At 65.4% G+C, this 24,875-nt stretch carries 22 protein-coding genes, 1 tRNA gene and 1 pseudogene; 8 read left to right on the plus strand and 16 right to left on the minus strand.

Annotated features, from left to right (window positions below):
* Positions 1-5 precede the first annotated feature (5 nt).
* The 6 genes from ACQ651_RS12340 to ACQ651_RS12365 are packed head-to-tail and all read right to left on the minus strand — an operon-like array spanning position 6 to position 6,548.
* A complete protein-coding gene (locus ACQ651_RS12340) occupies positions 6-713 on the minus strand; it encodes an RraA family protein (RefSeq protein ID WP_430449433.1) in 708 nt (235 codons plus the stop codon).
* The gene (locus ACQ651_RS12345; protein WP_375551608.1) at positions 710-1,555 is read right to left on the minus strand and encodes an ABC transporter permease; all 846 of its coding nucleotides are present in this window, start codon (positions 1,553-1,555) and stop codon (positions 710-712) included. The genes ACQ651_RS12340 and ACQ651_RS12345 overlap by 4 nt, the downstream gene beginning before the upstream one ends.
* 1 nt (position 1,556) lies before the next feature.
* Positions 1,557-2,465 carry an ABC transporter permease gene (locus tag ACQ651_RS12350; RefSeq protein ID WP_227287805.1) on the minus strand — a complete coding sequence of 303 codons (909 nt, stop codon included), beginning with the start codon at positions 2,463-2,465 and terminating at the stop codon, positions 1,557-1,559.
* The gene (locus ACQ651_RS12355) at positions 2,462-4,096 is read right to left on the minus strand and encodes a dipeptide ABC transporter ATP-binding protein (RefSeq protein ID WP_430449434.1); all 1,635 of its coding nucleotides are present in this window, start codon (positions 4,094-4,096) and stop codon (positions 2,462-2,464) included. Before ACQ651_RS12355 ends, ACQ651_RS12350 begins: the two co-directional genes overlap by 4 nt.
* Complete coding sequence (locus tag ACQ651_RS12360; protein WP_430449435.1) at positions 4,093-5,661, minus strand: ABC transporter substrate-binding protein; 1,569 nt, start codon at positions 5,659-5,661, stop codon at positions 4,093-4,095. Before ACQ651_RS12360 ends, ACQ651_RS12355 begins: the two co-directional genes overlap by 4 nt.
* Positions 5,662-5,690: 29 nt before the next feature.
* Positions 5,691-6,548, minus strand: coding sequence for a carbon-nitrogen hydrolase family protein (locus tag ACQ651_RS12365; protein WP_430449436.1), 858 nt, complete (start codon positions 6,546-6,548; stop codon positions 5,691-5,693).
* Between the two features lie 105 nt (positions 6,549-6,653).
* On the opposite strand from ACQ651_RS12365, the gene ACQ651_RS12370 reads away from it, so the two are divergent.
* Positions 6,654-7,595, plus strand: a complete 942-nt coding sequence (locus ACQ651_RS12370) for a LysR family transcriptional regulator (RefSeq protein WP_430449437.1) — start codon at positions 6,654-6,656, stop codon at positions 7,593-7,595.
* On the opposite strand, the gene ACQ651_RS12375 is transcribed toward ACQ651_RS12370, so the two are convergent.
* Both ACQ651_RS12375 and ACQ651_RS12380 read right to left on the minus strand, forming a co-directional pair.
* Positions 7,592-8,482 (minus strand): DUF2927 domain-containing protein, encoded by an 891-nt coding sequence (locus ACQ651_RS12375; RefSeq protein ID WP_430449438.1) that lies wholly within the window; start codon positions 8,480-8,482, stop codon positions 7,592-7,594. The genes ACQ651_RS12370 and ACQ651_RS12375 overlap by 4 nt on opposite strands.
* Positions 8,483-8,694: 212 nt before the next feature.
* Positions 8,695-10,494, minus strand: a complete 1,800-nt coding sequence (locus tag ACQ651_RS12380; protein ID WP_375551604.1) for an ABC transporter ATP-binding protein — start codon at positions 10,492-10,494, stop codon at positions 8,695-8,697.
* 239 nt (positions 10,495-10,733) lie between these two features.
* On the opposite strand from ACQ651_RS12380, the gene ACQ651_RS12385 reads away from it, so the two are divergent.
* The 5 genes from ACQ651_RS12385 to ACQ651_RS12405 all read left to right on the plus strand — a co-directional run bounded on the left by ACQ651_RS12385 (position 10,734) and on the right by ACQ651_RS12405 (position 15,916).
* A complete protein-coding gene (locus ACQ651_RS12385; protein ID WP_227287798.1) occupies positions 10,734-11,831 on the plus strand; it encodes an ABC transporter ATP-binding protein in 1,098 nt (365 codons plus the stop codon).
* A gap of 84 nt (positions 11,832-11,915) precedes the next feature.
* Positions 11,916-13,034, plus strand: coding sequence for an extracellular solute-binding protein (locus ACQ651_RS12390; RefSeq protein WP_227287797.1), 1,119 nt, complete (start codon positions 11,916-11,918; stop codon positions 13,032-13,034).
* Between the two features lie 65 nt (positions 13,035-13,099).
* Entirely contained in the window at positions 13,100-13,387 is a 288-nt protein-coding gene (locus ACQ651_RS12395) for a DUF1330 domain-containing protein (protein WP_227287796.1), read from the plus strand.
* A complete protein-coding gene (locus ACQ651_RS12400) occupies positions 13,388-15,055 on the plus strand; it encodes an ABC transporter permease (RefSeq protein WP_430449439.1) in 1,668 nt (555 codons plus the stop codon).
* 6 nt (positions 15,056-15,061) lie between these two features.
* The gene (locus ACQ651_RS12405; protein WP_430449440.1) at positions 15,062-15,916 is read left to right on the plus strand and encodes an ABC transporter permease; all 855 of its coding nucleotides are present in this window, start codon (positions 15,062-15,064) and stop codon (positions 15,914-15,916) included.
* A gap of 68 nt (positions 15,917-15,984) precedes the next feature.
* Here ACQ651_RS12405 and ACQ651_RS12410 read toward each other — a convergent pair whose 3' ends face one another.
* From ACQ651_RS12410 to ACQ651_RS12440, 7 genes are read right to left on the minus strand one after another with little or no spacing between them, the layout of a single operon-like run.
* Complete coding sequence (locus ACQ651_RS12410) at positions 15,985-16,917, minus strand: AEC family transporter (protein ID WP_227287795.1); 933 nt, start codon at positions 16,915-16,917, stop codon at positions 15,985-15,987.
* Positions 16,918-17,718: an MBL fold metallo-hydrolase gene (locus ACQ651_RS12415; protein WP_227287794.1), complete on the minus strand. Its 801-nt coding sequence runs from the start codon at positions 17,716-17,718 to the stop codon at positions 16,918-16,920.
* Positions 17,719-18,525, minus strand: a complete 807-nt coding sequence (locus ACQ651_RS12420) for a TatD family hydrolase (protein WP_227287793.1) — start codon at positions 18,523-18,525, stop codon at positions 17,719-17,721.
* Positions 18,526-18,545: 20 nt separating this feature from the next.
* Entirely contained in the window at positions 18,546-19,673 is a 1,128-nt protein-coding gene (locus ACQ651_RS12425; RefSeq protein ID WP_430449441.1) for a DNA polymerase III subunit delta', read from the minus strand.
* Positions 19,670-20,299 carry a dTMP kinase gene (tmk, locus tag ACQ651_RS12430; RefSeq protein WP_227287791.1) on the minus strand — a complete coding sequence of 210 codons (630 nt, stop codon included), beginning with the start codon at positions 20,297-20,299 and terminating at the stop codon, positions 19,670-19,672. The genes ACQ651_RS12425 and tmk overlap by 4 nt, the downstream gene beginning before the upstream one ends.
* Positions 20,299-21,471, minus strand: a complete 1,173-nt coding sequence (locus tag ACQ651_RS12435) for a D-alanyl-D-alanine carboxypeptidase family protein (protein ID WP_430449442.1) — start codon at positions 21,469-21,471, stop codon at positions 20,299-20,301. The genes tmk and ACQ651_RS12435 overlap by 1 nt, the downstream gene beginning before the upstream one ends.
* 16 nt (positions 21,472-21,487) lie before the next feature.
* Positions 21,488-22,357 (minus strand): SPOR domain-containing protein, encoded by an 870-nt coding sequence (locus tag ACQ651_RS12440; RefSeq protein WP_430449443.1) that lies wholly within the window; start codon positions 22,355-22,357, stop codon positions 21,488-21,490.
* 216 nt (positions 22,358-22,573) lie between these two features.
* On the opposite strand from ACQ651_RS12440, the gene ACQ651_RS12445 reads away from it, so the two are divergent.
* Positions 22,574-22,663 (plus strand) — tRNA-Ser (locus tag ACQ651_RS12445).
* A gap of 298 nt (positions 22,664-22,961) precedes the next feature.
* Positions 22,962-23,498 (plus strand): hypothetical protein, encoded by a 537-nt coding sequence (locus ACQ651_RS12450; protein WP_430449444.1) that lies wholly within the window; start codon positions 22,962-22,964, stop codon positions 23,496-23,498.
* Between the two features lie 105 nt (positions 23,499-23,603).
* On the opposite strand, the pseudogene ACQ651_RS12455 reads toward ACQ651_RS12450, so the two are convergent.
* Positions 23,604-24,737: pseudogene (locus tag ACQ651_RS12455) on the minus strand (IS3 family transposase).
* Between the last annotated feature and the right edge of the window lie 138 nt (positions 24,738-24,875).

Below are 24,875 nucleotides of genomic sequence, written 5' to 3' on the forward strand. Positions count from 1 at the left end.
CGCCCTCAATCGACGGATATCGCCCCCGCCTCCACCATCGCGGTGGCGCCCGTCATCTCGCCCAGGGGCGGGATCGCATCGCCCTGATGCGCGGCGCGGCGCCCGGCCACGATCTGCCCCCGTTCCAGCGCGATGCCCGCGATCAGTTCCGCCTCTGCCGGAGCCATCGCATAGATGCCATCCGCATCGGCCAGAACCGCATCGCCGGAGGAGACCGCCACGCCGCCGCAGGAGACCGGCACCCGGGCCCGCCCGCCGAGATCGAGCAGCCGCGTGGTGATGGGCGACGTGCCCCGGCACCAGACCGGAAACCCCAGATCGGCCAGTTCGGCCGTGTCCGTGCAGGGCCCGTCGATCACCGCGGCGATGATGCCCACGCGCATGGCCGCGCCGGCCACACCATCGCCCAGACAGGCATGGCGGGTGTCGCCCAGACGGTCGATCACCAGAATATCGCCGGGCCGGGCCAGCCCGATGGCGTGATGCAGGATCGTGGAACAGGGGCCGGGGCATTGCACGGTCAGCGCGCGGCCCGCCACGCGCGGGGCCAGCCCGGCATTGGGGCGCAGCCCCGTATCCATCGCCCCCCAGTAGAGGATATGGCCCAGCATCGTGGTTTCGCATTGCATCAGCGTGTCGATCAGGCTGTCGGCAAGCGGCGCGGGCGCGGGCCCGATGCGGTATTTCGGCGGCGACGGCAAACTCTGGTTCATCTTTCTGACCTCAATGTCGGATCCAACCGGTCGCGCAGCCAGTCGCCCGTCAGGCTGACCGACAGCGCCAGAAGGAAAATGATCGCGCCCGGAAACAGCGTCAGCCACCACGCGGTCAACAGACGGTCGCGCCCCTCGCTCATGATCTGGCCGAGGCTGGTGAGCGGGGGCTGCACGCCGAGGCCCAGAAACGACAGCGCGGTTTCCAGCAGCACCGTCAGCGGCAGGTTCACGGTGAACTGCACGAGCGCCACGTTCAGGATGTTGGGCAGGACATGGCGCAGATAGATGCGCATGGGCGAGGCGCCGAGCGCGCGGACGGCGGTGACATATCCATGCTCCTTCGCCGACAGCGTGGCGCCGCGCATCAGGCGGGCATAGACCTCCCAGCCGTTCAGACCGATCAGGAGCAGGAACAGCACGAAGCTGTTGTCGAACATCGCCAGCACGAACAGCGCCACCACGATGATCGGAAGCGAGGCCTGAACGTCGATCGCGGCGACGATCACCGCTTCGGTCGGGCCGCGGCGCGCGGCGGCGAGGATACCGAGGAGCGACCCGAGAATGGCCCCGATCAACGTGCCCGCGATGGCCACGATCAGCGTGATCTGCGCACCCACGGCAAGGCGGACAAGCACATCGCGGCCGCGCGCATCCGTCCCGAGGAGATACTCGGGCGAGCCCGGCGGCAGCAGCCGGTCGAACATCGAGGTCGCGCGGAATTCATGCGGGCTGAGAAACTGGCCGAAAAGCGCGAAGAGCACGAAGGCCGCGATGAAGACCAGCGACAGCCGGACGCTCCACGGCATCGGCGGCGGGCGATATGTGGCGACCCCGCTCATCTCATTTCACCCGGATCCGCGGGTCGATGACCAGATAGAGCAGATCGACGATGAGATTGGCCATGATCATCGTGAAGGCCACGGCCAGAACCAGAAACTGCACGGTGGCGATGTCGCGCGTGGCGACCGAGCGCACCAGAAGCTGGCCCACACCGGGCCAGGCAAAGACCTGTTCGGTCACGACGGAGCCCGCGATCAGCGCGCCGAGCGACAGGCCCACGAGGGTGACCAGCGGGATCGCGGCATTGGGCGCGGCATGTAGGATCAGGCGGCGCGCGAAGGGGATGCCGCGCGCCTCGGCCGCGCGCATGAAGGGCGCGTTGATGGTCTCCAGCAGGGAGGATCGGGCGAAGCGGGCGAAACTGCCCATGGCGGCCAGCCCGAGGGTCAGCGCCGGGAACAGCACATTGGCGCTCGCGCCCGCCAGAAACACCTGAAAGACCAGCGCGCCGATCAGGATCAGGCAAAGACCGAAGAGAAAATTGGGCATCGCGAAGGCAAAGACCGAAAACCCCATCACCGCCCGGTCGAGCAGCCGGCCCCGGTTGATCGCGGCAATCGCCCCAAGGGCGATGCCGAGGACAAGCGCGATGGAGAGCGCGGTGAGCCCGAGATGCAGGGTATAGGGCAGACGGTCGAGAAAGAGCGCCTCCACCGGGCGGCCGGTATGGATCGAATAGCCGAACTCCCCCCGGAACAGGCCGCCGATATAGCTGGTGTATTGCTGCCAGAGCGGTTGATCGAGCCCCATCGCGCGGGCGTATTGGTCGATCACCTCCTGCGGGGCATCGGGGGGCGCAAGCGCGGCGGCGGGATCGCCCGAAAAGCGGATGAAGATGAAGACCAGCGAAACCGTGATCAGCAGCGTGATGATGGCGCGAAGCACGCGGGAGAGGATGTAGCCGGTCATGCCGCGCCCTCCTCCATCGCGAGGCCAAGGCCCGGCGCGGCGGCAAGCAGCGCGCGGGTATAGGCATGGGCCGGGCGGTCGAAAACCTGCCCGGTCGCGCCGCTTTCGACCACGCGGCCCTGCTGCATCACCAGAATGTCGTCGCTGATGGCGCGGGCCACGCGCAGATCATGGGTGATGAAGACCATCGCGAAGCCGAACCGGGCCTGCATGTCGCGGAAGAGATCGAGGATCTGCGCCTGGATCGAGACATCGAGCGCCGAGACGGCCTCGTCCGCGATCAGCAGTTCGGGCTCCAGCGCGAGCGCGCGCGCGATGCAGATCCGCTGCCGCTGCCCGCCGGAAAACTCATGCGGGTAGCGGTCTGCGGACTGGGCGGTGAGGCCGGTCAGTTCCAGCAGATCCTCGGCCTTCCTGCGGGCCTCGGCCACGGGCATGCCGTGGATGATCGGGCCCTCGGCGATGGCCGAGCGGATCGTCTGGCGCGGGTTCAGCGCGCTGTACGGATCCTGCAGGACCACCTGCACCGATTTGCGCAGGCGTTGCAGATCGCGGCCGGCCAGATGGGTGATGTCCGCGCCCTTGAAGCGGATCGTGCCGCGCTCCACCTCCTCCAGCCGCAGAAGGCAGCGCGCGAGGGAGGATTTGCCCGAGCCGCTTTCGCCCACCACCGCCAATGTCCGCCCCGGCGCCAGCGACAGGGAGACATCGCGCACGGCCTGCGTGACCCGCCGGTTGAAGACCGGGCCGGAGCGGTAGGTGAGATGCAGCCCGTCCGCCTCCAGAATCGGGGCTTCTTCCGCCCGCGACGGCTTGGCGCCGGTGGGCCGCGAGGCGGCGATAAGGCGCTGCGTATAGGGGTGTTGCGGGCGATCGAGCACGTCCCCCGCGCGCCCCGCCTCGACAATCCGGCCATCCTTCATCACCGCCACGCGATCGGCGATTTCGGCCACCACGCCGAAATCATGGGTGATGAACAGGACCGACGCGCCGGTGTCGGCCTTGAGCGCCGCTATCAGATCAAGGATTTCGGCCTGCGTCGTGACGTCGAGCGCCGTCGTCGGCTCGTCGGCCACCAGAAGCGCGGGCTTCAGCAAGAGCGCGCCGGCAATCACCACGCGCTGCGCCTGCCCGCCGGACAACTGATGCGGATAGGCCGCGAAAATCCGGGCCGGATCGGGCAGGCGCACGGCCTCGAACATGTCCAGCACCCGGTCGCGCCGCTCCGCCGCGGGCACGCCGTGGACCTTCAGGATCTCCTCCAGTTGCCGCCCGACGCGTTTGACCGGGTTGAGGCTGGCGCCGGCATCCTGAAAGATCATCGCCATCCTGACCGAACGCAGCGCCTGATAGGCCGCATCGCGTTGTGACGGCAGCACCTTGTCCTGCAACCGGATACTGCCGCTCGTGACCGGAAGCGCCCGCGGCAGCATGCCCAGAATGGCCTGCCCGATCACCGATTTGCCCGAGCCGCTTTCGCCGACAAGGCACAAGGTCTCGCCGGGATGGATCTGAAAGGAGATGTCGGTGACCGCCTCGGCGCGGTCCCCGCCGGGGGGCAGGCCGATGCCGAGGCCGTTCACCGACAAAAGCGGGGGCGCTGACGCATCCCCGCCCGGCGTTTTCGTCATTCGCCACCGCCCATGTAGAGGCTGTCGAAGATGGTGACGGCGGAATTGCCCGGATCCCAGTCGAGATCGGCATCCACGGCATAGCTGACCACATTGCGCCACAGATACATGCCCGGGGTGATGTTCTCCCACTCCTCCACCAGAGCCAGATAGGCGGCGTTGCGCTCCTCGAATTCCTGCGCCTGCTCGAAGGCCTCGCCCAGTTCGTAGAACCGTTCGGACGCCTCCCATGTGCGATGCGCCGCCCGCACCCGGCTCGATTCCGGGCCCCAGTCCATCCAGAGCGGACGATAGGGATCGCCGGAAAACTCGCTCGACATGGACATGTTCAGAAGATGGAACGGGCGTTCATAGGCCAGCGAGAAGTTGTCCTTGATCTCGATGGCCACGTTGATGCCGACCTCGCGCCACTGCTCCACCATGAACTCGGCGGCGATTTCGTAATTCGGGTAGAATCCGCGCACGATATGCCAGCTAAGCTCCTCCCCCGCATAGTCGCTGGCGGCCAGCAACTCGCGGGCGCGGTCGGGGTCGTAGGTGATCCGCGGCTGCCGGTCGGGGTCGTAATAGGCGCCATATTCCGGGAAGTTGAACGGCGCCGGCACAAAGGTCGCCCCGCCCCAGATCGCATCGGTGATCGACACCCGGTCGACGGCGGCCACCATCGCCTGACGCAGGTTCACATCCGTCAGCGGATTGTCCGGAAGATCCTCCGTTTCCAGCATGTTGAACGCGAACATCGGGTAGTTCTCGATGCTCTTGGTCATGACGGTCACCCCGGGTGTCCCCTCCACCTGGCCGATCTGGTCGGCCGGCACAGACACGACCACATCGAACTCGCCCGCAACCAGCCCTGCGAAGCGGGTGGAGAACTCGGGCACGATCTGGAAGGTCAGGCTGTCGGCGGGCACATCGCCGCCCCAATAGTCGTCAAACGCCTCCGCCACGACCGAGACGGAGGGATCGAAGGACACCATCCGGTAGGGCCCGGTGCCCATGGGCATCTGGCCGAAGGCATCGGTGCCGACCTCCTGATAATAATGGGCGGGCAACACGAACCCGAGCGGGGTGACAAGCCGGTAGATGAAGTTCGGATCGGGATAGCTCGTCTCCACCTCGACGGTCAGGGGGCCGGTCGCTTCCACGCGGATGATGCCGCGGGCATAGCGGGTGCCGCGCGGGGCCAGAGGCTCCTCCCCCCAGAGCCGTTCGGCGGACATGGAGAACGCCACATCCTCGGCATCCATGATATGCCCGTCATGGAACGGCACGCCCTCGCGCAGATTGATCTGCCAGACATTGGGCGACAGGCGTTCCCAGCTTTCGGCCAGCCATGGCACAAGCTCCGTCCCGTCTGGGTCTTCCCAGCGGTTCCGCCGCACGAGCGTGTCGAAGATGTTGGAATGCACCCGCGCCCCGGAGGTGGAAATGCCGATCACCGGGTCCATGGTGGGCCACAGATTGTCGACCGCGATCACCAGATCGGGGCGGTCCTGGGCGAAGGCGCCACCGGCGGTAACAAGCGCGGCGGCGGTCGTGAGCAGAAATCTGCGGAACTGGGGCATGTGGGGTCTCCTGTCGGATTGCGCCCGTATCAGGCGGACGCTGTTTCATGGGCGCTGATGCGCGTGAATGTGTAGTCGCGTTCGTTTTCGAGCGACGGGATCTGCTGGCGCGCCGCCGCGACCCTGGCGATGTCGAGCGACACGGAGATCTGGCCGGGCGTGTCGCCGCCCAGATCCGCCATCACCTCGCCCCAGGGGTCGATGATGAGGGAATGCCCCCATGTGGTGCGGCCATCCTCGTGATCGCCAACCTGTGCGGCCGCCACCACGTACGCCCCGTTTTCGATGGCGCGGGCCCGCAGCAGAACCTCCCAATGCGCGCGGCCCGTGGGAACGGTGAAGGCCGACGGGATGAACAGAACCGTCGCCCCGGCCTTGGCATAATCGCGGTAAAGATGGGGAAAGCGCAGATCGTAGCAGATGCTGAGACCCCAGGGGCCCCAGGGCGTGTCCACCAGCACCGCTTCGGTGCCGGGCGCGTAGCGGTCGGATTCGCCCGTGGGCTTGCGCCCTTCGAGAAAGACGTCGAACAGATGCACCTTGTCGTAGCGCGCGACGATCGCCCCCGACGGGTCGATCAGCGTTCCATGGTTCAGATAGCGGCCGTCGGCGGCCTTGACCGGGGTCGAACCGGGCTGGATCCAGAGCCCGTATTTGGCCGCAAGCCCCCGGCAGGTCAGCAAAAACGGATCCTCCGCCTCGGTCGTGATCTGGCGCCGCGCATCCTCCTTGTCCTTGTTCATCAGCCCCGCGGCCTCGGGCAGGGCCAGAAGATGGCACCCGTCCGCCGCAGCCCGATGCGCGGCCTCATCGACCGTCACCTGATTGACCGCATGGCGGTTGCCGGATGTCATTTGCAGCATCGAAACGCGCAGGTCTGATGTCATCACTCACCCCGGAAGCTAGCCTTATATGTCAACGATATGCAGAAAAACCCGCCCGAAAAAGCGCAATAAACTTGCGTATCGTCGAATTTCCTAACATGTTTGGGCATGACCCGCGCCCGCCGCCTCCCGCCGCTCAACGGTCTCCGCGTGCTGGAGGCCATCGGAGAGACCGGTTCGGTCACGGCGGCAGCGAAGCGATTGCATGTCTCCCATTCCGCCGTCAGCCATCATGTGAAGCAGCTGGAGGCATGGGTCGGGCAGCCGCTTTTCACCCGGCGCGGGCGCACGATCGCCCTGACCGAGGCGGGCGAAAGCCTTGCCGGTGTCGTGCATTCCTCCTTCGATGCGATCCGGCACGAGCTGGACCGCCTGCCGATCCGGTTCGAACGCTCGGTCAGCCTGTCGGCCCTGCCGATCATCGCCGAAACCGTGATCCTGCCGCAGTTGCACCGCTTCACCGAACAGCATCCGGAGATCAGCCTGCATCTGAGCCTTGCCCAGACCGACCGGCCCAAGACCCCGGCCCCCGACATCGAACTCATGTTCCGCGAACGGGGTCGGATACTGCCCGAGGAGACGATCATGCTGCCCGGAACGGCGGTGCCGGTGGCCGCGCCAGCGCTTCTGACGCGATTGGGCGGCGATCCGGTCCGGCTGCTGGAAAAGGGCCCGTTGATCGCGGATGAGGATTTTCGCATGTGGCAACGCTGGCGCGATCTGGCCAAAGACCGGATTGGAGCGCCGGATTACGCGCCGCAACTGATCCTTGAGGGATCGTTCCTGTTGCAGAAGGCCGCGCTGAACGGTCTGGGCGCGGCGATCTGCCGGACGGCCACCATTCAGGCCGATCTGGATCGGGGCGCGCTGGTGCGCCTGTCGGAGATCGCGATCGACGAAAACTGGTTCTATACGCTGCGCCTTGCCCCGCCGCGCGCCGATGCGCCGGAAGTGCTGGCGGTGCAGGACTGGCTGATATCGCTCGGCGCGGACCACCGCCCCATCTCGCAGCCTGCGTCGCGGGCCGGAGCGCCGACGGCCGCCGCCTAGCCCCGCGCGGCGACCTGCTGCGCGATGCCGGGAAGCACCGATTGCACCTGATGCGGTGCCATGCCCGGCCGCAGCGCGGGGTGATAGAGGATCTGCAGCAGCAACTCGTCATGGCGGGTGAGCACGCCGAATTCCTCGTCATCGTTGAAAATCGAAGGCCAGGCGTTCGGGCTGTCATTGGCCAGCCCCATGCCCTGCGCAAGCTCCTCCTCGATACAGGACTGGCGCATGCGCGGCGGGTGTTCGGCGCGCACGATGGCGATGGCCTGAACATAGCCCTGCGCCAGATCGCGGCCGGGCACCGCCACCACCATGCAGAAGGTATTGCGACCCATGCCGGTGACCGCGCTGACCGCGGCGCGGCTGAGGCCCGGCACCAGTTGGCGCAATGTCGGCCCGAGGCCCGCGCGTTCCGCATCGCTGACGATCAGGACGTGGAAATTGGGTGAATTGGCAGTGACCGCCACGGGATGGCCCGACGCAGTCTGCAACCGGTGCGCCACCTGGCGCACGGTGGCCATGTCGGCGCGTTGCTGGGCCCCGCCCACTGACATGCCGAAGCGCACCCCAAGCCGCACCGGTGCCACCCATCGCCGCAACGGCGCGGCGTGGCCGGTGCTGGAGACGCCGCCGCCGCGGAGACTGTATTCCGACCGCATGGCGATCTGCATGAAACTGGCACTGAGCTCGCTGGCGCCAAGCCGCGCGCCGCGCGGGCGGCGATCCTGCCGGAGACTGCCCTGCCCCACCAGCTGCTGCTCAAGCTGGCGATAATAGGCCGCCAGCCGGGAGCCCGTCGGATCGGCGGAGCGGGCGGCAATATTGGCGGGCGTCGCGGTCGAGGCGGTCACCTGCTGCGCCGCGGCCTCCCCCCATCCGAATGCCATGCCCAGAATACAGCACAGCCATACCGTCCACGGCGATCTCTTCGCTTTGGCAAGACAGGACAAGACAAATCCCTTCGCAGTCAGGCCGCCCGGTGAGGACGGCAAACGGGCACCCAGCAGCCCATGCACGCCCACCCAAGTTCGGGAGCGATTCCGCGAAAGTCAAATCAAGCTTTTGCGGCAGCGCAGCATCCCGCCCGCCTGCCCCTACGTCACAGGGCGGTCGTCACACCGGCCGATTGCAACGCATGGAGACGGGCATAGGCCCCCTCCGCCGCCATCAGACCGGCATGGGTGCCCTCTTCGACGACACGGCCCTTGTCCATCACCACGATCAGATCGGCGTCGCGGATGGTGGACAGACGGTGCGCGATGACAAGGGTGGTGCGCCCGTGCGACAGCCGGGTCAGCGCCTCCTGAACAAGCTGTTCGGATTTCGCATCGAGGGCGGAGGTCGGCTCGTCCAGCAGCAGGATCGGCGCATCGCGCAGCATCGCGCGGGCGATCGCGACGCGCTGCCGCTGCCCGCCCGAGAGCGTCGAGCCGCGGGGACCGACGGTGGTTTCCAGCCCCCCCGGCAGGGCATCGGCGAAATCGGTGACCGAAGCGGCCTCGGCGGCGGCGCGGATCTCCGCCTCACTGGCATCGAGCCGGCCAAGGCGGATGTTCTGCGCGATGCTTTGATCGAACAGCGCGGTTTCCTGCCCGACAACGGCGATACTGTCGCGCAGCCGGTCCAGCTCGGCCTCGGTCGTCGCCGTGTCGCCGATGGTGATCCGGCCCGATACCGGGTCGATCAGCCGGGTCATCAGGCCGAAGACCGTGCTTTTCCCCGCGCCCGACGGGCCGACAAGGGCAGTCGTCTTGCCTTCGGCGGCGCGAAAGCTGAGCCCGTTCAGGACCGGCGCATCCCCATAGGCGAAATGCACGTCGTCGAACACGATATCGCCGGGGCTGAGCGGTTTCGGAGTGGCCGGGTTCAGGATGGTGGGCCGGGCGTTCAGCACCTCGTAGATACGCTGCAGCGAGGCAAGCGCAGCCTGGATGCTGGCCGACAGGCTGAACAACCGGCGGACCGGATCCATGACCAGCGCCAGCGCGGTGAAAAAGGACATGAACTGCCCCACGGTCTTTTCGCCGGCCACGATTTCCGCACCGCCCACCAGCAAGACCAACATGCAGGCCAGCGCCGCCATCACATCGACCATGGCCGGGGTGCCGGCCTTGCTGCGTTCGGCGCGCATCTGCTGGCCAAGGAACTGGCCGACCTCGGACCGGAATTCCCGCGATTGATGCGCCTCCAGCCGGTTCACCTTGATCGACTGCATGCCGTGGAAAATCTCGTCCATCTGGGTCGAGAGCCGCGAGGCGGCCTCCCGCGCGGACATGGTGAAGCCCCGGATCAGGCGTTGCAGCAGAACCACGGGAAAGAACATCAGCGGCACGCCCACAAGCGCCAGAAGCGTCCATGTCCAGTCGTTCAGGAACATCACCGTCAGAAGCGAAATCAACGAAATCGTGTCGCGCCCGGCCGACATCAGCGCGGTGGAGGCGAGGCTTTGAAGGGCCGAGGTGTCGCCGCGCACCCGCTCGATCAGCGCGCCGGGCGCGTTATCCTGAAAGAACCGCCCATCGAGCGACAGGAGATGGTTCAGAAGCCGCGATTGCAGCGCGATCACGACCTTCAGGCCGATCGAGACGATGATCAGCCGCTGTCCGAACCCGGCGATCGCCTTGAGCAACAGGATGCCCGCGATGGCAAATGCCGCCCAGGTGATCATCGTGCCGTCGCCGGTGACCAGAACCTCGTCGAACAGCGGCTGGATCAGATAGGCGGCGGCGCCAAGGGTGGCGCCCTCGATGGTCATCAGGCCAAGCGCCAGCAGCATCCGCTTCCAGTAATCCGATACATGTTCGCGCCAGAGCCGCCCCAACAGCCGCTTGGCGCGCATCTCCGGGTCGGCGCCGGGCTGCGAGGATGTCAGGGCTGAGGACATGTCAGGCGCAGTCATCGGGCGGGAACACTTTTCAGATATCGGGCCTGCTGATTACGCCATGCACCGGATGGGAACAAGATCATCGCCAAACAACGGCCCGGGCCACTGCCGTGGGGTCAACCCGCCCGCCGCGCCGCAGAGCCGCAAGATCTCGGCCCGGGCCTGCATCTAATCAGTTGAAATATCATCTCAGGGTTGTTTTAGTGGCTGCTGAATTGCGGGACTACATCGCGGTCTACAACAGGGAGTGGGGCTTGACCTCGGATACAACCGACGCATTCGTCGCGTTCGACAGCGTGCAAAAGAGTTATGATGGTGAGACGCTTGTCGTCAAAGATCTGAACCTGTCCATCGGCAAGGGCGAGTTTCTGACAATGCTGGGTCCGTCGGGCTCCGGCAAGACGACCTGCCTGATGATGCTGGCGGGGTTCGAGACCGCCACCCATGGCGAGATCACGCTTGCCGGCAAACCGATCAACAATATTCCGCCCCATAAACGCGGCATCGGGATGGTGTTTCAGAATTACGCCCTGTTCCCGCATATGACGGTGGCCGAAAATCTCGCCTTCCCGCTGGAGGTGCGCAAGATCGGCAGGTCGGAGCGCGAGGAGAAGATCGCCCGCGCACTGGACATGGTGCAGATGGGCGCGTTCGGCGGCCGGCGCCCTGCCCAGTTGTCGGGCGGGCAGCAGCAGCGGATCGCGCTTGCCCGCGCGCTGGTGTTCGAGCCGGAACTGGTTCTGATGGACGAACCGCTTGGCGCGCTCGACAAGCAACTGCGCGAGACGCTGCAATTCGAGATCACGAACTTGGCCCATGAACTGGGCATCACCACGGTCTATGTCACCCATGACCAGACCGAGGCGCTGACCATGTCCGACCGGGTCGCGGTGTTCGACGATGGCCGCATCCAGCAGCTTGCCGCGCCAGATCAGCTCTACGAGCAGCCGCAGAACAGCTTCGTCGCCCAGTTCATCGGCGAGAACAATACGCTGATGGGTACGGTCAGCAAGATCGAGGGCGGTGTCGCCGAGGTGACGCTGGATGGCGGCGAGGTGATCGACACCGTGCCCGTCAATGTCAGCCAGGTGGGGGAACGCACGCTGGTTTCGATCCGGCCCGAGAGGGTGGAGTTCAACAAGGACCGGCTGCACCCCGACGCCCATACGCTGAAGGCCGAGGTCAAGGAATTCATCTATATGGGAGATATCTACCGGACCCGCCTGAGCGTGGCGGGCAACGAGGATTTCATCATCAAGACCCGCAATGCCCCCGATCAGCGCCGCCTGAACCCCGGCGAGATGATCGAGATCGGCTGGCGGCCGGAGGATTGCCGGGCGCTCGACGCCTGAGCAAAGCCAGCCCGATCTGCCGCGCGCCTTGGGGCAGCGGGCTGAAACAAAAAAGACGAACGTCCAACAAAGGAGAGACTCTCGATGAAACTCAAGACAGCAATGCTTCTGACCACGGGTGCCGTCATCGCGGTGCCGGCACTGGTTCTGGCCGAAGGTCACATGTCGGATTCGATGACGCTGGTAAGCTGGGGCGGGGCCTATCAGACCAGCCAGATCCGGGCCTATTCCGACCCCTATCAGGAGATGAACCCCGGCGTCGAGGTGATCTGGGACGAAAGCTCGAACGAGGCGGTGTCACGTCTGCGGGCGATGAACGAGGCCGGAAACGTGACCTGGGATCTGGTCGATGTGGAAGCCGCCGACGCCATCCGCCTCTGTGACGAGGGTCTGGCGATGGAGATCGACCATGACGAGGTGCTGGCGCCCGCCCCCGACGGCACGCCCGCCTCGGAGGATTTCGGCGATCTTCTGGTGAGCGACTGCTTCATCCCGCAGATCGTGTTCTCGACCACCTTCGGATATCGGACCGATCAGGTGCCCGAGGGCGTCGCCGCGCCGACCGGCGCCTGCGATGTGTTCGATCTGGAAACCTATCCGGGCCGCCGCGGTCTCAACCGGCAGCCCATCGCCAACATGGAATGGGCGCTGCTGTGTTCCGGCGTCGCCTATGAAGACGTCTACGACACGCTTGAGACCGAAGAAGGCATCGCGCAGGCCTTCGCGATGCTGGACACGATCAAGGACGAAACGATCTGGTGGAGTTCGGCCGCCGAGGCGATCCAGCTTCTGGCCGACGGGGAGGTGTTCATGGCCTCGTCCTTCAACGGGCGCCTGTTCTCGGCAATCGAGGAGCAGGGCCAGCCGATCGGGATGGCCTGGGACTGGCAGATGTTCGACATCGACGGTTGGGTGATCCCCGAGGGGCTGCCCGAAGACCGGCTGGCGCGGGTGATGGATTTCCTGCATTTCGCCACGGACACCCAGCGTCTGGCCGATCAGGCGCTTTACATCTCCTACGGTCCGGCGCGCGCATCCTCGGCGCCGCTGGTGGGCAACCATGCCGATCTGGGCATCCCGATGGCCCCGCATATGCCGACCGAGCCGGCCAATGCCGAAAACACCTTCGTCAACAACTACGAATGGTGGGCCGATTACCGCGATGATCTGGACTCGCGCTTCCAGGCCTGGCTGGCGCAGTAACCGAAGACCCCCGGGGGCGGGCAGATCCGCCTGCCCCCATCCTACCCCAAGACAGGACCACGCCCATGCCCAAAGGCTATATCATCGGCCATATCACGGTCACCGATCCCGAGGCCTACCCGGAATACGTCCGGCGCGATACGCCGATCCTGGATAATCTGGGCGGCCGGTTCATCATCCGCGGCGGCCGGTCCGAAGTGGTCGAGGGTGAGACGTTCGAGCGCCATGTGGTGATTGAGTTCCCGTCCTACGAAGAGGCGCTGGCCGCCTATAACGACCCGGATTATCAAGAGGTTGCGAATATCCGCCGAAACGCCGCGGACAGCATCATCATCGTTGTGGAAGGTGTCTGAATGACCGATGCGGCGGCCGGCATGGGGCGCGCGGCATCCGATGCGCGCAAGCTTGACGCGGCGGCCACGGGGCCGATGCTGGCCGCCGACGGTCGCCCGCTCAAGGCCAGCCTGAACCGCGCGCTTCGGGCGCAGAAACTGCGCGCGCTGGCGCTGATCGCGCCGCTGCTGCTGTTCATTCTGGTGACGTTCATCGCGCCGATCGCGGATATGCTGTTCCGCTCGGTCGAGAACCAGATCGTGTCCGAGACGCTGCCGCGCACGGTGATCGCGCTGGAGGACTGGCAGGAGACGAGCCAACTGCCCGGAGAGGACGCCTATGCGGCGCTGGCCTATGACTTCATGGAGGCGGCCGAGCGGCGGGAACATACGCGCGTCGGCTCCCGGCTGAACTATGAAACCACCGGCATGTCGTCGCTCTTTCGCCAGTCCGGCCGCGGCATCGACGATGTCGGAGAGATTTATGCCGATCAGTTCGTGGCGCTGAACCCGGCCTGGGAAGAGCCCGCGACCTGGGTCGCGCTGATGGCGTCGGAGCGCTGGCAGGACGAGGCCGCCGAGGCGGAGACCGACGCCGCTCTGCCCCGGTTCGAGCTGGCCCCGGGCATCGCCGAGGCGCTGCCGGAAACGGCGGATGCCTACCGCTCCTTCGCGCGCACCATCATGTCCGAGGATGAGGACGACCCGCGCGCGGAAGAGCCGTGGAACACGGTCTATCTTGCGCTTTACCGCGATCTGCTTGCCGGAACGGGCGGGTATGACGGGCCACAGGCCGCGCTGCTGAACGAGGCGGCGGCGGCCGTGCCCGGTTTCGAGGCCGCTTCGGTGCAGGCGCAATTCGCGGATATCAACGAAGACTGGGCCGATACCGAGGTCTGGGAAACGATCGAGGCCTTTTCCGATCCGTACACCGCCGGCTATTTCCTGACCGCGATCGACATGCAGCTGACCCCCGACGGGATCGAGACGCAGCCGGAGGAACAGCAACTCTACATCCTGCTTTTCCAGCGCACCATCTTCATGTCGCTGATGATCACCTTCAGCTGCATCCTTCTGGGCTATCCGATCGCCTATCTGCTGTCGAACCTGCCGATGCGCACATCCAACCTTCTGCTGATCCTCGTCCTCCTGCCGTTCTGGACATCGCTTCTTGTCCGCACTTCGGCCTGGAAGGTGCTGCTGCAGCAGGAGGGCGTGATCAACGACATTCTGGTCTGGATCGGGCTGGTGGCCGATGACGCGCGCCTGCAGCTGATCAACAACCAGCTGGGCACCATCATCGCGATGACCCATATCCTGCTGCCGTTCATGATCCTGCCGCTCTATTCGGTGATGAAGACCATCCCGCCCTCCTATGTGCGGGCCGCGAAATCGCTTGGCGCGACCGACTGGACTGCGTTCTGGAGGGTCTATTTCCCGCAATCGGTCCCGGGCATCGGGGCGGGCTGCATCCTCGTCTTCATCCTGGCCATCGGCTATTACATCACGCCGGAACTGGTGGGGGGGCGCACCGGCACCTTTATCTCGAACCGGATCGCGTTTCACATCTCCTCAAGCCTCAACTGGGGCCTTGCGGCGGCCCTCGGCTCGATCCTTCTGGCGCTGGTTCTGGCGCTTTACTGGCTCTACGACCGGATCGTGGGCATCGACAACGTGAAGCTGGGGTAACGCATCATGTCAGGACTTCCCCCCTATGCCTCCACCGGTCAGCGGGCCTGGTATTACGGGTTCCGTGTGATCTGCGGGCTGATCTTCTTCTTCCTGATGGCCCCGATCCTCGTGATCATCCCGCTCAGCTTCAACGCGCAGGATTTCTTCACCTTCACGCCGGAGATGCTGCGCCTCGATCCGGCGGGCTATTCGCTTCAGCATTACGAGGATTTCTTCACCAATCCGGACTGGCAACAGGCCTTGAGCAACTCGGTGCGGATCGCGCCGGCGGCCACGGTTCTGTCGGTGGTGCTGGGAACGCTGGCGGCGATCGGCCTGTCACAAAGCCATGTCCCCTTCAAGGGGGCGATCATGGCGATCCTGATCTCGCCGATGATCGTGCCGCTGATCATCTCGGCGGCGGGCATGTATTTCTTCTATTCCCGCGTCGGTCTTCAGGGCACCTATCTGGGCGTGGTTCTGGCCCATGCGGCGCTTGGCATTCCCTTCGTGATCATCACGGTCACCGCCACGCTGGTGGGCTTCGACCGTTCGCTGACCCGGGCCTCCGCCTCTCTGGGGGCCAATCCGGTCATGACATTCTTCAAGGTGCAGATGCCGCTGATCCTGCCGGGCGTGATCTCGGGCGGTCTTTTCGCCTTCATCACGTCTTTCGACGAGGTGGTGGTGGTGCTGTTCGTGGGCTCCGCCGGGCAGAAGACGCTGCCATGGCAGATGTTCACGGGCCTGCGAGACCAGATCAGCCCGACAATCCTGGCCGTGGCGACGATCCTCGTGGTGATCTCGGTCGCGCTTCTGACCGTCGTGGAGCTGCTGCGGCGCCGGTCCGAGCGGTTGCGGGGCATGTCGCCGGGGTGAGGCGCGGGCGCCCTGCCCGCGCCCCGAGCGGTCAACCGGGCCCGCGCGACAAGCCCGACGCGGCGGCCTTACGGCAGGATCGCAAGCCAGGCCGATGCGGTAAGCACGGTCAGCGCGGTGCCGATCAGAACCGCCGAGGCCGCGACCCGGCGGGCCGTGCCGTACATGTTCGCGAACAGATAGGCGTTGACCCCGGGCGCCATCGCCGCGGTGATGACAGCGGAGCGAAGCTGTTCCGCCGACAGATCGGTGACCGCGCTGCCCATGCCGAAGGCGATGGCCGGATGCAGGACCAGCGACAGCACGCAGATAAACGCGATAACCTTGGCATCGCCTTCGGGCTTGTAGCGGTAAAGGACCCCGCCCAGACCGAACAATGCAGCCGGAAGCGCGGCGCGGATCATCAGATTGATCGCTTCGGTCAGGACACCGGGCATCGGCAGGCCAGTCAGGTTCACCACGAAGCCAAGCGCCACACCGATCATCAGCGGGTTGCGGAACATGGCCCGGCCGACCGTGTTGATCAGCCGCGCGGGCGACCCGCTATCGGCGCGCACGATCTCCATCGTGGTGATGCCGAGCAGAAAGCAGAAGGCCGCATGCAATGCGACAATCGCGAAATTCGGGCCAAGCGCGTCGGCGCCATAGGCGCGCTCCATGATCGGAAGGCCAAGCAGGACGGTATTCGCGAACAGCCCGCAGAACCCGATGGCGACACTGTCCGGCCATGACCGCCCAAAGAAGAGCCGCGCGCCGAAAAGCCCCGCGAAGAAACACACCGTCGAGCCGGTGTAAAAGGAGACAAGCAGCCGCCAGTCGAAATTCTGGCCCAGATCCAGCGTCGCTATTCCCATGAAAAGCAGGCAGGGAATGGCGAACCTCTGGGTGAAATTCATCAGCCCCTCGACGCCGCTGTCGGAGAAGAGGCCCCGCCACACGGCGACATACCCCGCCCCTATGACCAGAAAGACCGGCAGGACAATTGCAATGAGATCGCCCATTCAGAGCTCGTACCGGATGGTCATTCCATCATGGGCGGGCGTGATATGCGCGGGCGTTTCATCGGCCACGGTCCGGTAGTCCAGATCGATATGCATGTTGGTCAGCACCGCGCGGCGGGGTGCGGCCCGCGCGATCCATTCAAGCGATCTGTCCAGATGGGCGTGGGACGGATGGGGCGTGCGGCGCAACGCATCGAGGATCCAGCAATCCAGCCCCTCCAGCACCGGCCAGACATTCGCCGGAATATCCGAGACATCCGGCAGGTAGGCCAGATCGCCGATGCGAAAGCCGAGACTGTCGATATTGCCATGGGTCACTTCGAACGGGGTGAAGGTGATCGGGCCGCCGGGGCCGTCGATGGTGAGATCCTCCGCGCCGATGGCATGCAGATCGAGGATCGGCGGATAGGCCGAACCGGGGGGTTGCACGAAGGCGTAGCCGAACCGGCTGAGCAGGTCGTTTTGCGTAGGCCCGTCGGCATAGACCGGCAGGCGGCGGCGCATGTTGAAGACGATCATCCGCAGATCGTCGAGCCCGTGCACATGATCCGCATGGGCATGGGTATACAGCACCGCATCAAGCCGCCCGATGCCGGTATCGAGCAATTGCTGCCGCAGGTCCGGGGAGGTGTCGATCAGCACGGTCGTGTCGGCGCCGCCATCGAACCGCTGGACCAGAAGGGAACACCGGCGGCGGCGATTTCTCGGCTCCTCCGGGTCGCAGTCGCCCCAGATGCCGCCAAGGCGCGGAACCCCGCCCGAGGACCCGCAGCCCAGGATTGTGACGACAAGCTCAGCCATTCAGGCCGCCTGCTGCCATCGGGCGGCCTTCCAGAACAGCCGGTCGAAATTGGCGCTGGTCCGGGTGGCGAATTCGGCCTCGCTCAGCCCGAAAAGCTCCGCGCCGACGCGGGCGGTATGGGCGGTATAGGCCGGCTCGTTGCGCTTGCCGCGATGGGGCGGCGGAGCCAGATAGGGCGCATCCGTTTCCACAAGGATCCGGTCCACCGGGGCGGCGGCGAAAATCTCCCGCAATTCGGCCGATTTCGGGAAGGCCGCGATACCCGACATGGAAAGGTAGAAGCCCAGGTCGAGCGCGGCGGCGGCCAGCGCCGCGCCGGAGGAGAAGCAATGCATGACGCAGCCATAGGCGCCCGCGCGGTGTTCCTCGGTCAGGATGCGGGCCATATCCTCGTCGGCGGCCCGGGCATGGATGATCAGCGGCAGCCCGGTGCGGCGCGCGGCCTCGATATGCCGGCGCAGGCTGTCCTGCTGCACGGCGGCACTGTCCGAGGTGTAATGATAATCGAGGCCGGTCTCTCCGATGCCCACGAATTTCGGATGCTCCGCAAGGGCGACCAGATCCTCGACACTGGCCATGGGTTCCTTGGCCGCGCTCATCGGGTGGGTGCCGCCCGCCCAGAAGACCGGGTCATGCGCCTCGGCGATGGCGCGAACCTGCGGCGCGTTCGCAAGCCGGGTGCAGATCGTCACCATCCGGGTCACGCCGGCGGCCTGCGCGCGCGCGATAACCTGCGGCAACTCCTCGGCAAAATCGGGGAAGTCCAGATGGCAATGGCTGTCGACGATCTGTGGCGTGGCGGGCATGAAATCCGGTGTCCGAAGGCTCAGGCAGGCAGACGCGCCGCCGTCTTTTCTAGGCTCAGACACATATCGAGGATGAGCGCGGCAGGGTCAAGGTTGACCGCCTTGCCGCGCCGCGCGCGGGCCGACAGGCCCTGCGCAAGATCCGCCCAGTCCCGCGCAGCGCGCGGATCGGGGGCTAGCCGGGTCAGCATCTGCGCCTCCCCCGGCACGATTTCGGGGGGCGGGGTGCCAGTGCTGCCGCTGCGGGCAAGCCGCGCAAGGATCCGGTCGATCAGGGCCAGCGTCAGGTCGAACCGCGCCTCCGCCCCGCGGGCACCCGCGGCTTCGGCGATCTTGCTGGCGCGCGCCCGGTCCATCCCCGGCATGGAGGCGAACAGCGCGACCAGATCGGCATAGAGCGCAAGCCCGTCCAGATCGCTCAGCCGGGCCGCCTCGCCCACGGAGCCTTCGGCAAGTTCGGACAGCGCGCCGCTGGCCCGGCTGTCTACCCCGGCCTGGGCCAGCGCGGAGGCGAGATCCTCCTCGGACAGGCGGGCAAGGCGCAAGGTGCGGCACCGAGACCGTATCGTCGGCAACAGCCGCGAGGGTTGATGCGCCACCAGAAGCAGGACCGCATTGGCGGGCGGCTCCTCCAGCACTTTCAGAAGCGCGTTGGCGGCATTCGTGTTCATCTCGTCGGCGGCATCGACGATCACCACGCGGCGGCCGCCATCGCTGGCCGAGAATGCGAAGAAATCCTTGAGCTTGCGGATCTCGTCGACCGTGATCTGCGCCTTCAGGCGCTTGGCCTTTTCGTCCCACGGGCGGCGGAGCAGCATCAGCCCGGGCTCCGACAGGGCCAGAACCCTGCGCGCCACCGGGTGATCGGCGGCGATATCGAGCGTCTCGGGCACCGGGGCCGCGAACAGCGCATCGCCGGGATCCGGGTGCGTGGCCAGCAGAAACCGGGCGATGCGCCAGGCCAGCGTGGCCTTGCCGACCCCGCGCGGGCCGGTCAGAAGCCACGCATGGTGCAGCCGGTCGGAGGTGAACGCCGCAAGAAACGCGGCCTCCGCCGCGCTCTGGCCGAAGAGGCGCGCGGTCTCGCGCGGATGGGGCGCGCCCTCCAGCCGGTCGGCCTCGGGTGGCGTGTCGCCCTCGCCGCTCATCGGATCGCGGCGGCGACGGCGGCATGAACATCGCCGGCCACCGTTTCGATGTCGCGCCCGCCGTCGATCACCCGAAATCGGTCGGGCGCGGCATGCGCCATATCCAGATAGCCCGCCCGCATGCGTTCCTGAAGGGACAGGCCGAAATCCTCGAACCGCTCCTCGGCCCCCTGCCGTCCCTTGGCGCGCGCAAGCCCCGCATCCGGCTCCATGTCGATCAGCACGGTCAGATCGGGCTCCCGGCCGATCATCAGGTCATGAAGCTGATCGACCAGTCGCCGCAGATCGCCGCGGGACAGGCCCTGATAAACGCGGGTGCTGTCGGCAAAACGGTCGCAGACGACGATCTTTCCTGCCTCCAGCGCAGGCAGGATCAGACGCTCCATATGATCCCGGCGCGCGGCGGTGAACAGCAGGATCTCGGTTTCCGCCGACCACCTGTCGGGGTCGCCCTGCAGGACAAGGGCCCGGATCTCCTCGGCCCCCGGCGACCCGCCCGGTTCCCGCGTCAGCACGACCTCGTGGCCGTCCCGCTTCAGCGCCTCCGCCAACAGCTTTGCCTGGGTCGACTTGCCCGACCCGTCGATGCCTTCCAGGCTGACGAACAGCCCCTGCCCTGCGCTCATCAGCTTGGCGCCGGGGCCGGGCCGTCACCCAGAATGCTGCGCAGGACCGAGCGGGCGGCGGTTCCAAGCCGTATGCCGATGCCGCCACGTTCCACCGTTTCGGCGGCGACCAGCGGGATCCGCCGGTCGTCAAATCCTTCCATCCGCACCACCAGCGTGCCCAGCTCCGTACCGGCCTCGACCGGGGCGGCGATCGGGCCCTGATAGACGACCTCCGCCTCGATCCCGCCGTCCTGCACGGCCGGCACCAGCATCGTGACATCCTCGGTAGGTGTCAGGCCCACGGTCGGGGCCGCGCCCATGAACACCTCCGCCTCGACCACCACATCGCCCGCCGCCACGACCTCGCGTTCCGCGAACTGGCGGAAGGCCCAGTTCACGATCCGCTCCGCCTCCCGCGCGCGGGCACCCGCGGTTTCCATGCCCGTGATCACGAAGGTCACCCGCCGGTTGCCCTGCACCGCGGAGCCAACCAGCCCGAAGCCGGCCTCCTGCGTGTGGCCCGTCTTCAGCCCATCCGCGCCGATATCCAGCGTCAGAAGCGGGTTGCGGTTGAAGCGGTTGTCGGGCGCGCGGCCATCGAACGGAAACTCGGTCTCCGCGAAATAGGTGTAGTATTGCGGAAACTCGGTGATCAGCCGTTCGGCCAGCATGCCCAGATCGCGCATGCTCATGACATGGCCCGGCGCGGGCCAGCCCGACGCGTTCCGGAAGGTCGAGTTTTCCATCCCTAGCTGCCGCGCCCGCTCGGTCATCATCGTGGCGAAGCCTTCCTCGGTCCCGTCCGGAGACAGCGCCTCGGCGAAAACCACGGATGCGTCATTGCCCGACAGCACCACGATGCCGCGGATCAGATCCTCGACGCTCACCCGGTCCCGCGTGGTCAGAAACATGGTCGACCCGCCGAAACTCATCGCATGGGCGCTGACCGGCAGGCGCGTCTCAAGGCTCAGACGGCCATCCTCAAGCGCCTCGAACACCATGTTGAGCGTCATCAGCTTGGACATCGACGCCGGCGGCAGCGGCAGCTGATCGTTATGGCTCAGCAGCACCTGTCCGGTATTGTGATCCACGACATAGGCCGCCTCGGCCTCGGTCTCGAAGGCCAGGCCGGCGGTCGTCAGCGCAAGAAGGGCGATGGCGGCAAGAACGGATCGGGCAAATGCGATCATGGGGTTCCTTTTCGGATCAGTTCGTCACGAAATACGCGTCCTGGAAACCGAGGCCGCGCACGGTTTCCAGCAATTGCTGGCGTTCCGCACGGGTGCGCGCAGGCCCCACGACAACCCGCCAGAACCGGCGCTCATTGCTGGTCTGATCGTAGATCGTGGGCACCATGCCCGCCGTGCGCAAGGCCTGCGCGGTATTGTTGGCATTGGCCTCGACGCTGAATATCCCGATCTGGATATAGGGTCGGTCCAGATTGGAGGCCGATGCGGGCTCAGCCGCGGGCGCGGGAGCCGGTGCCGCGGGGGCGGCCACGCTCGGCGCGCTGTCATCGATCGCGGCGGCGGCGGCCGCAATCGTGTCCAGCGGTTGCGTCTCGATGCTTTCCGGCGCGCCCGAGGCGGCGGCCATCTCCTCACTGGCGGGTTCCGGCAGCGGCTCCGGCTCCGCCGCCCGGCGCAGCGCGGTCACGTTCAGCGGCGTCGGCTGACCCGCGATGATGTTCAGGGCCGCCGCCGCATCGGACGAGATCTGCAGGGCGGGGCCCGGATTGTCCCTCTCGCGGCGGAACAGCGCCCCGATCACGAAGCGGTCCGTTTCGGTGTTGCGAATGATGACACGCTCGGGATCCGTCGCATCGGGATGGGCCACCCAGACGCCGCCGAGCGAGGGCCGCCCGTCCCAGAGCCCGTTCTCGGTGACCTGAAAGACCTCCGGCGCCTCGACATCGCGCTCCACCAGCCGGGTGGCGCCCGACGGGGTCAGCCCGTCCTCGCTTGCGGCACCGGCGTCACCGGCGCCTTGCCCGAACGGGAGCTGAAACCCGTCCTCACAGGCGGCCAGCCCCAGAAAACTGGCCAGAACAAGCACCATCCGGGCGCCTGATGTCATCCGAAATCGGCTTGTCATGGATACTGTCCCGCTCCGCCCTGGCGCATGTTCACACGCCTGTCTTTGGTTTTTTTCATGCCTGTTGGCGCGATGTGACGCGCCCGTGGCGGCAAGATACAGCCAAGAGACGCATCTGAAAACCCATCCTACGCGGATCGGCGGCAAACTGCATCACACTTTCAGAATCGATGGGCAGGAGATATGGGCTTGCACCGCGGAGGAGTGGCAGAGTGGTCGAATGCACCGGTCTTGAAAACCGGCGTGCGTGAACGCGTACCGTGGGTTCGAATCCCACCTCCTCCGCCATCATGATTTTATATCATTTTCAAAGGCTTAGTGGACTTTCGAATCATCTTATTGGACCCCTTATTGGACCCATAGCTGGTCCGCGTGGCGGGTCATGTATGGCTTTAGGTGATAGCCGAGCGCGAACCTGCCCCCTTAACGGGGACATTAATCGACTTCCCTGCTGAACTCCTGCCGAACTGAGGTCCGATAGCTTGTCTGTCCAAGCCGGTGCCCTGACTGCGATTGCCAACGCATCTTGATCCGAGGCCGAGTACACAATAAGAATTAGAACAAACAATGAACTTTGGGGCGAAGTATGGGGTATGCAATCAAGCTGACTAAAGAAGAGTCTGAGCTTTTATCCGGCATCGAATTGGACACCGACAAGCTGCGTTTCGACCATGAAGCCTATGAGCGCCAAGGTCCGCTTGTGCTGCGCCTCTTGAAGTCCCTGACGGAGCGTAACGCGATTCCAGAACACCGTCTCCGATACTGGTCAGACCCTGAGTATCAGATCGGTCGGGTGAAGGCTTCGCACAGAGGCCTTTTCGAAAGAAACGGCACCATGGGGCAGGATATCTACACGCACCCCCACTTTCTGAAATACCTACGCTATTTCCTCTTTGGGGCGCAGCTACCGGCGGATGTGATTGCGGAGTTTGAACGCATCGTCGGCAATCCCGAATGGGTCACCTCCGGCGACGTGACTGAGATTACCAAGGGTACGCGAAAGCTGGTTCGCGAGAAGCGTCTACGGGGCTACGAGGAAGAGTTTTATCGGCTCGCTTTGGATATTGGGCTGGATCAGTGGTTCGCCAAGTCCGTACGGGACGCGGTGAAGCAAGTTCGGTAATTCACACACATGCGTGAACATTATCGGAAGAAACTCAACAAGCTGAGCTGGTCCTAGTATCCTGCACAGTTTCTCGGCCCTGCTAAGGTATATCGGGTTGTGTACTCAGGCCGCTTTCGTCAGTTCGATCCTCACTAAGTATGCCTCATCGGGGGTCCTCAGACCAAGTGCCGAGTGCGGGCGCTGGCGGTTGTAGAAGTCGATCCAACTGTCGACGACCCGCCCAGCCTCGAAGCCATCCGCGATATCCTGAAGGTAGACGGCTTCATATTTCATCGATCGCCAAAGCCGTTCAATGAAGATGTTGTCCATGCAGCGGCCGCGGCCGTCCATGCTGATCCGCACCCCGGCCTCGGTCAGAGTCGTGATCCACGCTGACCCGGTGAACTGGCTACCTTGGTCGGTATTCACGATCTCGGGCGGGCCATGGCGACGGATCGCCTCGTTCAGCGCCTCGACGCAGAAGTCCGCGTGCATCGTGTTCGAAAGCCGCCAAGACAGCACCTTGCGCGTCGCCCAATCCATGATCGCCACAACGTAAAGGTAGCCACGGCTGACTGGAACGAACGTGATGTCAGCACACCAGACCTGGTTCGGGCGGTCGATGGTCATGGTCCGCAGCAGGTAGGGATGGATCGGATGCGCCGGGTGAGGTTGGCTGGTCTTTGGCCTGCGATAGACCGCCTCCAACCCCATTCGACGCATCAGCCGCCGGATCCGGTGCCGCCCGACCGACAGGCCGTCACGCTTAAGCATCGCAACCATTTGTCGGCTACCGAAGAACGGATAGGCCGTGAACAACCGGTCGATCGACTTCATCAATGCCAGCGTGTCGTCGCGAACCGGCACGGGTCGATAATACAGCGACGACCGGCTGATCCCCAGGATGCGGCACTGCGCGCTCAGGCTGAGCTGCGGATGATCGGGCTGGACGATATTCTTGCGACGGCAGGGGCTCATGTCTTGAGCCCTTTGGCTAAAAAATCGTTCTCCACCGCCAACCTCCCGATCTTGGCGTGCAGATCCTTCAGCTCCGCTTCTCGGTCCACCGCGCCACCCGCCTTTCCGGCGAACACATCCGACAGGCCCTCCATTGCCTGCTTCTTCCAGGCACTCACCTGTGTCGGCAGCAGCCCGTGCCGCGCCCGCGATCTCCTGCACCGTCCTGTCACCACGCAGCGCTTCCAGCGCCACCTGGGCCTTGAAATGATCCGTAAACTTCCGTCGCTTCCGCGCCATCGTCATATCCCTTCGTCGTTGGGATACACCTTAGCTCACTGTCCAGTTTTCCGGGACCAGCTCACCCTATCTCGTAGCAAAGCTGCGGGACCAACCGCTTTATCTCGAGGCCCGTTTGCTTTGGGGGCGGACCGACAA

It is taken from the genome of Rhodophyticola sp. (assembly GCF_965284195.1).
GTDB lineage: Bacteria > Pseudomonadota > Alphaproteobacteria > Rhodobacterales > Rhodobacteraceae > Rhodophyticola.

Excerpts from the sequence above, each read along its gene's own strand:
- ACQ651_RS12425 (WP_430449441.1), bottom strand. The coding sequence starts at position 19,673 with ATGAGCGGCGAGGGCGACACGCCACCCGAGGCCGACCGGCTGGAGGGC.
- ACQ651_RS12390 (WP_227287797.1), top strand. The coding sequence starts at position 11,916 with ATGAAACTCAAGACAGCAATGCTTCTGACCACGGGTGCCGTCATCGCG.
- ACQ651_RS12365 (WP_430449436.1), bottom strand. The coding sequence starts at position 6,548 with ATGACATCAGACCTGCGCGTTTCGATGCTGCAAATGACATCCGGCAAC.
- ACQ651_RS12435 (WP_430449442.1), bottom strand. The coding sequence starts at position 21,471 with ATGATCGCATTTGCCCGATCCGTTCTTGCCGCCATCGCCCTTCTTGCG.
- ACQ651_RS12370 (WP_430449437.1), top strand. The coding sequence starts at position 6,654 with ATGACCCGCGCCCGCCGCCTCCCGCCGCTCAACGGTCTCCGCGTGCTG.
- ACQ651_RS12345 (WP_375551608.1), bottom strand. The coding sequence starts at position 1,555 with ATGAGCGGGGTCGCCACATATCGCCCGCCGCCGATGCCGTGGAGCGTC.
- ACQ651_RS12375 (WP_430449438.1), bottom strand. The coding sequence starts at position 8,482 with ATGGCATTCGGATGGGGGGAGGCCGCGGCGCAGCAGGTGACCGCCTCG.
- ACQ651_RS12350 (WP_227287805.1), bottom strand. The coding sequence starts at position 2,465 with ATGACCGGCTACATCCTCTCCCGCGTGCTTCGCGCCATCATCACGCTG.
- ACQ651_RS12410 (WP_227287795.1), bottom strand. The coding sequence starts at position 16,917 with ATGGGCGATCTCATTGCAATTGTCCTGCCGGTCTTTCTGGTCATAGGG.
- ACQ651_RS12400 (WP_430449439.1), top strand. The coding sequence starts at position 13,388 with ATGACCGATGCGGCGGCCGGCATGGGGCGCGCGGCATCCGATGCGCGC.
- ACQ651_RS12395 (WP_227287796.1), top strand. The coding sequence starts at position 13,100 with ATGCCCAAAGGCTATATCATCGGCCATATCACGGTCACCGATCCCGAG.
- ACQ651_RS12415 (WP_227287794.1), bottom strand. The coding sequence starts at position 17,718 with ATGGCTGAGCTTGTCGTCACAATCCTGGGCTGCGGGTCCTCGGGCGGG.
- ACQ651_RS12420 (WP_227287793.1), bottom strand. The coding sequence starts at position 18,525 with ATGCCCGCCACGCCACAGATCGTCGACAGCCATTGCCATCTGGACTTC.
- ACQ651_RS12340 (WP_430449433.1), bottom strand. The coding sequence starts at position 713 with ATGAACCAGAGTTTGCCGTCGCCGCCGAAATACCGCATCGGGCCCGCG.
- ACQ651_RS12380 (WP_375551604.1), bottom strand. The coding sequence starts at position 10,494 with ATGACTGCGCCTGACATGTCCTCAGCCCTGACATCCTCGCAGCCCGGC.
- ACQ651_RS12440 (WP_430449443.1), bottom strand. The coding sequence starts at position 22,357 with ATGACATCAGGCGCCCGGATGGTGCTTGTTCTGGCCAGTTTTCTGGGG.
- ACQ651_RS12360 (WP_430449435.1), bottom strand. The coding sequence starts at position 5,661 with ATGCCCCAGTTCCGCAGATTTCTGCTCACGACCGCCGCCGCGCTTGTT.
- tmk (WP_227287791.1), bottom strand. The coding sequence starts at position 20,299 with ATGAGCGCAGGGCAGGGGCTGTTCGTCAGCCTGGAAGGCATCGACGGG.
- ACQ651_RS12450 (WP_430449444.1), top strand. The coding sequence starts at position 22,962 with ATGGGGTATGCAATCAAGCTGACTAAAGAAGAGTCTGAGCTTTTATCC.
- ACQ651_RS12355 (WP_430449434.1), bottom strand. The coding sequence starts at position 4,096 with ATGACGAAAACGCCGGGCGGGGATGCGTCAGCGCCCCCGCTTTTGTCG.
- ACQ651_RS12405 (WP_430449440.1), top strand. The coding sequence starts at position 15,062 with ATGTCAGGACTTCCCCCCTATGCCTCCACCGGTCAGCGGGCCTGGTAT.